Genomic DNA, 6,484 nt, shown 5'->3' with positions numbered 1-6,484 from the left:
CGATAGCCGAGGCTTCGGTGGCAATGCGCGCGGCCTCCACGCGCAGACGCTCGAGAATCTCATGCGGGTCGTCGGCCGCGACATTGCGGATCTCGAAGTCGACCTGGCAGAGGTTCGGCACGATGTTCAGCGCCACGCCGGCGTTGATCTTGCCGACATGGACGGTTGTGTAGGCAATGTCGTAGTCGCCGTCGCGGGCGCCATCGCGCACCAGCCGGTCCTGTTCGCGGCGCAAGGCGGCGACGAAATCGCAGCCGAGATGGATGGCGTTGAGCGCCAGCGGGGCCATCGCCGAATGGCCCTCGCGTCCCTTGCAAAGCGCGCGTGCGGCAAGCTTGCCCTTGTGGCCCGTCGCCACCTGCATATCGGTCGGCTCGCCGACAATGCATAGCAACGGCCGCTGCGGGGCTGCTTGCAGCATGTCGATCAGGCTTCGCACACCAATGCAGCCGATCTCCTCGTCGTAGGAGAGCGCCAAATGCAGCGGCGTGCGCAGCGTCATTTTCGAGGCTTTAAGGCACGCCGCGAGCGCGCAGGCCACAAAACCCTTCATGTCGGCTGTGCCACGTCCGTAAAGCTTGCCGTCTCGGCTCGTCATCTCGAAGGGCGGCAGCGTCCAGGCCTGGCCGTCGACGGGGACGACGTCGGTGTGGCCGGACAGCATGATGCCGGAAGCGTCGGCCGGTCCGATGGTGGCAAACAAATTGGCCTTGTGGCCGTCCTCGCTGTGGATGATCCGGCTGTCAATGCCATGCGCGTCCAGCAGCTCCGCCACGTAGCCGACGAGGGCGAGGTTCGAATCGCGGCTCACCGTCGGGAACGCGATCAGTTTTTCAAGGATCTGGATGCTGTCCATGCGTCTTGTGTCTCATTGGGCGTGCGCGCTATCTAACATCGCGCGGCGGCGGCCTTGAAGTCGCATTTGGCTCAGCCGGGATTCATCGGATGCTAATCCAGGCAGTGCTGCCGATTAGGCGCGTCCTAACCGGCACAGAAGAAATCTGTTGTTTCCCGGCGCTTGCCGCAATTTATGAATGGTCTCACGGCATCAACCCACTGGGCTGGCCGGCTTGCGCCACGGCTCGAAACCATGATCGGGCATGCTGCAAGGCGACGCTGGCAGGAAGGCACGTTCCATGCGCGATCCGCGCTACGACATTCTGTTCGAGCCCGTAAAGATCGGTCCGGTGACCGCCAAGAACCGCTTCTATCAGGTTCCGCATTGCAATGGCGGCGGCTATCGCGATCCTTCGGCCGCGGCCGAGATGCGCCGCATCAAGTCGGAAGGCGGCTGGGGCGTCATCTTCACCGAGCAGACCGAGATGCACCACACATCGGAGATCACGCCCTTCATCGAGCTCAGGCTGTGGGACGACGCCGATATCCCGGCGCTGGCGAAGATGGCAGAGGCCATGCACCAGCATGGCGCGCTGGCCGGCATCCAGTTGGCCTATTCGGGCATCAACGGTCCCAACCTCTACACCAAGGAGGTACCGCGCGGACCGTCGGCCCTGCCGATCCGAACCTTCACCAACGATCCGGTGCAGGCGCGCGCCATGGACAAGCAGGATATTCGCGACCTGCGCCGCTGGCACCGCAATGCATTCAAGCGTGCCAGGCTTGCGGGCTTCGACCTGGTCTGCCTCTACGGCGCGCATGGCTTCGGCATCATCCAGCACTTCCTGTCCACCGCCACGAACCAGCGCAGCGACGAATATGGCGGCTCGCTGGAAAACCGCTCGCGGCTGATGCGTGAGCTGATCGAAGAGGGCAGGAACGCCATCGGCGACACGTGCGGCCTAACGCTGCGGCTGTCGCTGGACGAGATGATCGGCGAGCTTGGCTTCGGCAACTCCGAAGTGCGCGACATGATCGAGATGCATGCCGACCTGCCAGACCTCTGGGACCTGGCGCATGGCGCCTGGGAGGACTGTTCGGGGCCGTCGCGGTTCAAGGAGGAGGGCGCGCAGGAGAGCCTGGTGTCCGGCATCAAGATGCTGACCTCGAAGCCGGTCGTCGGCGTCGGTCGCTTCACCTCGCCGGATGTGATGGTGAAGATGATCAAGTCCGGCACGCTGGACTTCATTGGCTGCGCGCGGCCGTCGATTGCCGATCCCTTCCTGCCGAAGAAGGTGGAGGAGGGGCGGATCGAGGACATTCGCGAATGCATCGGCTGCAACATCTGCATCACCGGCGACATGACCATGTCGATCTCTCGTTGCACGCAGAACCCGACCTTCATGGAGGAGTGGCGCAAGGGCTGGCATCCCGAACGGATGCAGGCCAAGGGCGACAGCGACAGCGTGCTGATCGTCGGCGCCGGCCCGGCCGGGCTGGAAGCGGCGCGTGCACTCGGCCTGCGCGGCTACCAGGTGGCCATCGCCGAAGCGGGAACCGAACTCGGCGGCCGCGTGGCGCGCGAGTGCCGCTTGCCCGGTCTCTCGGCATGGGGGCGTGTGCGCGACTATCGCCAGTACCAGATCAGCCAGATGTCCAATGTCGACGTCTATTTCGAAAGCCGGCTGTCGGCCGAGGAAATCCTCGCCTTCGGCTTCCAGAACATTGCCGTCGCCACCGGCTCGACATGGCGCCGCGATGGCGTGGCGCGCGCGCATGTCGTGCCGATGCCGGTGGACCCGGCCATGCCGGTCTACACGCCGGACGATTTGATGGGCGGCAATATACCGACCGGCACTGTCGTGCTGTTCGACGACGATCACTATTACATGGGCGGTGTCCTGGCCGAGCTGATGGCGCGGCAGGGTGCGAAGGTGACGCTGGTGACGCCGTCGGCCTATGTGTCCGACTGGACCCGCAACACGCTGGAGCAGGGCGCCATCCATCGCCGGCTGGCCGAACTCGGCGTCGAGATCGTGCTGAATCGGACTGTGACCCGCATCGTGGCGGGTGGGGTTGCCACTGCGTGCGCCTATACGGGCAGCCAACGCGACTTCGCCGCGGACGCCGTCGTGCTCGTGACGTCGCGCCAACAGGACGATGGCGTCTGGTGCGAACTGAAGGCGCGGCGAGATCAATGGGCCGATAGCGGCATCCGCTCGATCAAAATCATCGGCGATGCCGGGGCGCCGGGTCCGATCGCCTGGGCAACCTACGCCGGCCACCGTTTCGCCCGCGAGCTGGACGAAGCCGATATCGGCGACGCACTGCCCTTCCGCCGCGAGGTCACGGCGTTGGCGGCGGATTAGACGCCGGCGGCCCGGTCAGCGAATATCGGGTTGTTCAACCATACTGCATTGCACAATTCCTTCGCTTGGTCACAATGCAGGCATGGTTCGAACCGCACTCGCCGTCCTGGTGATCGATGAAAACCGCATCCGCGCCGCGATCATCGAGGCGGGATTGCGCGAGGCCGGCCATGAGCGAGTCACCGTCATCCATGACGTGACCGGCATTGCGCGGCGGATCGCCGAGATCGAGCCCGATGTCATCGTCATCGATCTCGAGAATCCGAACCGCGACATGCTGGAAAACATGTTCCAGCTGTCGCGCGCCGTGAAACGGCCGATCGCCATGTTCGTCGACCGCTCCGATCAGGCCTCGATCGAGGCGGCGGTCGATGCCGGCGTTTCGGCCTATGTCGTCGACGGTCTGCGGCAAGAGCGCGTCAAGCCGATCCTCGACATGGCGGTAAGCCGCTTCAACGCTTTTTCGCGCATGGCGCGCGAACTGGAAGAGGTTCGCGGCGAGCTAGAGAGCCGTAAGGTGATCGATCGTGCCAAGGGCATATTGATGAAGTCGCGCGGCCTCTCCGAAGAGGCGGCCTACACGCTGCTGCGCAAGACGGCGATGAACCAGAACCGCAAGATCGGCGACATCGCCCAGAGCCTGGTGACTGCCGCCGGGCTGCTGGGGCCGCCGGAGGACGAATGAGCATGACTGCTGCGCACCAGATCACCGCCGGTTTCATGCCGCTTTTCGACAGCGCCGTGCTGGTCGCGGCCGGGGAGCTTGGCTTTGCCGCACGAGAAGGCATCGACCTCACCCTACACCGCGAGACGTCCTGGGCCAACATCCGCGACCGCATCGCCATCGGTCACTTTCATCTCGCGCATATGCTGGGACCGATGCCGCTCGCCTGCAATCTCGGGCTGACGCCACTCGCTTCGGAAACCATCGTGCCGTTCTCGCTCGGGCTCGGCGGCAATTGCGTCACCGTCTCCAACACCGTCTGGGCCGGAATGGTGGCGCAGGGCGCCGAAGCCGATCTTGATCCGGCGCGCGCCGGTGCGGCGTTGCGCGCGCTCATTCGCGAGCGCGCTGCGGCCGGTGGCGACCCGCTGCGCTTCGCCGTGGTGCATCCGCATTCCGGGCACAATTACGAATTGCGCTATTGGCTCGCCGCCTGCGGCATCGATCCGGCGCGCGAAATCGAGATCGTCATCGTGCCGCCGCCCTTCATGGCGGATGCGCTGGCCACCGGCCGCATCGACGGGTACTGCGCAGGCGAACCCTGGAACAGTGCTGCGGTTGCCGCCGGCACCGGGCATATCGTCACCGTCAAGGCGCGGATATGGCGTAACAGCCCGGAGAAGGTAATCGGCGTACGCAAGGCGTGGGCAGACGAAAACCCCGAGGCACTGGCGGCGCTGCTGCGTGCGCTGCATCACTCGGCGCGCTGGTGCCAGGATCCGGCCAACCGTGGCGAATTGGCAGCTGTGATGGCGCAGGCCGGCTTTCTCGGTCTGCCGCCGGCCGTGCAGATGCCGATCCTGACCGGTCATCTCCGACTGGGCGGCGGCGCGGAGCGGACCATCGACGACTTCTTCCTCCCGTTCGACAAGGCAGCGAACTTTCCATGGAAGAGCCATGCGCTGTGGTTCTACACGCAGATGGTGCGCTGGGGGCACGTGGCGCACACGCCGGAAAACCTTGCCATCGCCCGCAACTGCTACCGGCCCGACCTCTACCGTTCGGCTCTGAAGCCGCTTGGTGTGGCGCTTCCCGGCGCCAATTCGAAAGTCGAGGGTGCGCTCCAAGTTGCCACCGCGGTCGGCGCGACAGGCGCCGGCCTTGTGCTCGGTCCGGACGGTTTCTTCGACGGCCAGATCTTCGATCCGGACGAGGTCGACGCCTACATTACCGGCCAGAAATCGGCTCGCGCGGAAGCCTGATCATTTCCGCGTCATTCTTGTGCATTGCACAAAAATTGTGCGCGCGATTGCCCGAATGAACAATCTTTGGCCTTCCGGCCATACGACCCGGTGCGTCCGCGATCGGCGCGGGTTGCTGATTTAATTGATCTTTTTCACCTCTCTCAAAACTGGCACGGTTCCTGCTTTGAAATAGACAGGCCCTTCGCGGGTCACGGAACAGGCGTCCAATGACGGGCGCCACAGGCAAAGCTGCCGCTCAGGTTAATGCGCGCTCCCGGTCACCCGGACGCGAAGACCTGGCTGGCGGCTTTTTTGTTTTGATCAACACGCAATCGACGACGCGGATCCCAAGCCGCGCCCAACCGGAGACGACGATGACGAAACGGATCAGGACTGGAACGACCCTCAAGGACATGACGCGCCGCGATTTTCTCGTCAGCAGCGCGATGACGGCCGGCCTGTTCGTGGCGGCCCGCAAGCTCTTCCCTTCCGGCGCCTATGCTGCGACCGCCACTCCGGAGGTCACCGGCGCCAAGCTCGGCTTCATTGCCCTCACCGATGCGGCACCGCTGATGATCGCCAAGGAGAAGGGGCTGTTCGCCAAGTTCGGCATGCCCGATGTCGAGGTGCTCAAGCAGGCCTCCTGGGGTGCGACACGCGACAATCTGATGCTCGGCGGCGCGGCCAACGGCATCGACGGCGCCCATATCCTGACGCCGCTGCCTTACCTCATGCACACGGGCAAGGTGACGCAGAACAACCAGCCGATGCCGATGGCGATCGTGGCGCGGCTCAACTACGACTGCCAAGGCATTTCGGTCGCCCAGGAATATGCCGGCACCGGTGTCGGTCTCGACGCCTCGAAGCTGAAAGATGCTTTTGCCGCCAAGAAGGCGGCCGGTAAGGAAATCAAGGCCGCCATGACCTTCCCGGGCGGCACGCATGATTTGTGGCTGCGCTACTGGCTGGCGGCCGGTGGCATCGATCCCGACAAGGACGTCTCGACCATCGTCGTGCCGCCGCCGCAGATGGTGGCCAACATGAAGGTCGGCAACATGGACGTGTTCTGCGTCGGCGAACCGTGGAACGAGCAGCTCGTCCATCAGGGCGTCGGCTTCACCGCCGCCACGACGGGCGAATTGTGGAAGGGCCATCCGGAAAAGGCGCTCGGCCTGCGTGCCGAATTCATCGAGAAATACCCGAACGCCACCAAGGCGATCCTGATGGCCGTCATGGAAGCCCAGCAATGGTGCGAGGCCGCTGAGAACAAGGACGAGATGGCCGCCATCATCGGCAAGCGGCAATGGATGAACGTGCCCGTCGCCGACATCATCGGCCGCCTCAAGGGCGACATCAACTACGGCAATGGC

5 protein-coding genes are annotated in these 6,484 nt (G+C 64.4%); 4 read left to right on the top strand and 1 reads right to left on the bottom strand.

The features are described from left to right. The coding region (gene argE / locus EN984_RS18055) for an acetylornithine deacetylase (protein ID WP_127383859.1) at positions 1–856 on the bottom strand (856 nt) is incomplete at its 3' end. A 280-nt stretch (positions 857–1,136) separates the two neighbouring features. On the opposite strand from argE, the gene EN984_RS18050 reads away from it, so the two are divergent. The 4 genes from EN984_RS18050 to EN984_RS18035 form a co-directional block, all read left to right on the top strand. Further along, the gene (locus tag EN984_RS18050; RefSeq protein WP_127272282.1) at positions 1,137–3,206 is read left to right on the top strand and encodes an NAD(P)-binding protein; all 2,070 of its coding nucleotides are present in this window, start codon (positions 1,137–1,139) and stop codon (positions 3,204–3,206) included. Positions 3,207–3,288: 82 nt separating this feature from the next. Next, on the top strand, positions 3,289–3,891 hold the full coding sequence (locus tag EN984_RS18045; protein WP_127267110.1) for an ANTAR domain-containing response regulator: 603 nt from the start codon (positions 3,289–3,291) through the stop codon (positions 3,889–3,891). Positions 3,892–3,893: 2 nt separating this feature from the next. Beyond that, positions 3,894–5,132 carry a CmpA/NrtA family ABC transporter substrate-binding protein gene (locus EN984_RS18040; protein WP_164748886.1) on the top strand — a complete coding sequence of 413 codons (1,239 nt, stop codon included), beginning with the start codon at positions 3,894–3,896 and terminating at the stop codon, positions 5,130–5,132. Between the two features lie 356 nt (positions 5,133–5,488). Beyond that, positions 5,489–6,484 (top strand): CmpA/NrtA family ABC transporter substrate-binding protein (locus EN984_RS18035; protein ID WP_164765513.1); only part of this gene is annotated, 996 nt, incomplete at its 3' end.

This window comes from Mesorhizobium sp. M7A.F.Ca.CA.004.12.1.1 (assembly GCF_003997835.1).
In the GTDB taxonomy this organism is placed as follows: domain Bacteria; phylum Pseudomonadota; class Alphaproteobacteria; order Rhizobiales; family Rhizobiaceae; genus Mesorhizobium.
This window is presented reverse-complemented; position numbering and strand designations above follow the sequence as displayed.